The sequence below is a fragment of the Microbacterium sp. Bi128 genome (assembly GCF_918698205.1).
This window is the reverse complement of sequence record NZ_CAKKMM010001091.1, coordinates 1-1747: the sequence shown is the minus strand read 5'-3', so window position 1 is coordinate 1747 and position 1747 is coordinate 1. Positions and strand designations below refer to the sequence as shown.

At 70.1% G+C, this 1747-nt stretch carries 3 protein-coding genes; 1 reads left to right on the top strand and 2 read right to left on the bottom strand.

All coding sequences use genetic code 11. The features are described 5' to 3' along the window. A partial coding sequence (locus LQV45_RS30065) for a YdeI family protein (RefSeq protein ID WP_374208334.1) occupies positions 1-327 on the bottom strand: 327 nt, incomplete at its 3' end. Between the two features lie 92 nt (positions 328-419). Between LQV45_RS30065 and LQV45_RS30060 the strand changes: the two genes are divergently transcribed. Continuing rightward, a complete protein-coding gene (locus LQV45_RS30060) occupies positions 420-1196 on the top strand; it encodes a VOC family protein (RefSeq protein WP_230010854.1) in 777 nt (258 codons plus the stop codon). Positions 1197-1273: 77 nt separating this feature from the next. On the opposite strand, the gene LQV45_RS30055 is transcribed toward LQV45_RS30060, so the two are convergent. Further along, positions 1274-1747, bottom strand: a 474-nt coding sequence (locus LQV45_RS30055) for a M20/M25/M40 family metallo-hydrolase (protein WP_230010852.1), incomplete at its 5' end; no start/stop codon positions are given.

The following is a 1747-nucleotide window of genomic DNA, read 5'->3' as shown; positions in this document are numbered from 1 at the left end:
GATGGCCGCCTGCACGGCGGGGGCCATCCGCCCCGCCGCCTCCAGGCGGTCAATCCGCTCCACGTTCCGGGCCGACCACACGCTCTTGGGTCCCCGCCGGGTCATCCGCTGGAACGAGCTTTCCTCGTCCCGGCGCCGCCCCTGCCCGTCGATCCAGCCGAAACACAGTGCCTCCTGCAGCGCTGCTTCGTAGTCCAGCTCCGTCACCGATCCGCCCTTCTTGTGCAGCACGAGCCACACCCCGGGACTCTGCGCGTGGTGCTGCTCCAGCCAGGCGCGCCACTCGGCGGCGTCCTTGACCAGCAGTTCCTCCAGTTCAACAGCCATGGCCCCATTGTGCCCTGCCGTGCTGACCGGAGGGGTGCTTTGGTGGCACCATGTCAGGAGGAGCCAAAAACCGTCCCTCGCAAGGAGATCCCATGCTGCGCGTCCGCCCGATCCACTACACCTCCCGCATGGACCAGTGGGAGGGCCTGCTGTCCGCCCTCGGCATGGTGCGCACAGTCGACGACGGCGACTGGCAGGAGTTCGATGCCGGCTCGGGCCGCCTCGCGCTGCACCGGGTCCCGGCGGGTGCCGCCGGGGCTGATGCCGGGGACGGTGCCGGTGCCGGAATGGTGCTGGATGGAAAGACGGACTTCGGCGTCGAGGTCGGAGACCTGGCAGAATTCGCGCGCCGCACCAATCTGGCCGGCGCGGAGGACGGGACCACCCCGGCCGAGCTGGTCAGCGCCCGTCACGGCGATACCTGCCGGATCACGGGCGAGGACGGGTTCGGCTTCTTCGCGGACAAGGCCGCCCACGGCGCGCAGTGCGCGGACGCCGATCCGGCCCTCGCCGTCGTCGAAGTCTGGTTCACGCCGGACGCGGCCGCCGCCGAGCAAACCCTGCGGAACATGGGCGCCCGGCTGCGGCCTGCCCCGGACGACGACGAAACCGCGGATTTCACGGCGAAGAACGGCGGCGTGCTGATGGTCCGGCCCGCCAGCGGCGCGGCCCGGACCGGCCTGGGGTTTGAATACACCGGCGACCTCGCCGGCCTGCGGGACCGCCTCGCGGCCGCCGGCCACCGGGTCAGCCTGACGGAAGAGGCCTTCGGCCGGACCCTGCACGTGGCCAACCCGGACGCGGCTGACCTGCCGGAGAACCCCCACGGGGCGATGCTCTGGATCTCGCAGAAGCCCGAAGGCGCCTGAGAAGGCACTGGCCAGGCGCCCGGGGGTTCCGGTGCGGCCGCGGAGGACCTGTGGAGTTCAGCCGTTGGTGGCCGCGGTCAGTCCGCCAGGTCGCCGTTGCAGAGCCGGTTCACTACCTCGGTGAGCATCGCCAGGCCAGCCACGATGTCCTCGTCCGTGGTGTATTCGTGCTCGTTGTGGGAGATCCCGTCCACACTGGGCACGAACAGCATCACCGTCGGGACAAGGTCCTTCATGTTGGTCGAATCGTGCCCGGCCAAGGTCATGACCGGCTTGTTCGCCAGGCCCAGGTCCGCCGCCACCTTGGCCGCGAGTTCAACGCCCTCTGGCTGGTAGGGGGTCACGGGCCACGTGTGGGAGTGGTTGCGCTCCACCGTGACGTTCGCCAGCTTCTCGATCCCGGCGATCCGCTTGTCCAGCAGGGCGTCCGCCTCGGCAAGGACAGCTTCGTCGGCGCTGCGCAGGTCCAGCAGCAGGCTCACCCGTGACGGCACCACCACGGGCGAGTTGGGGTAGACATTCAGCTGCCCGACGGACGTGTGCAGCATGCC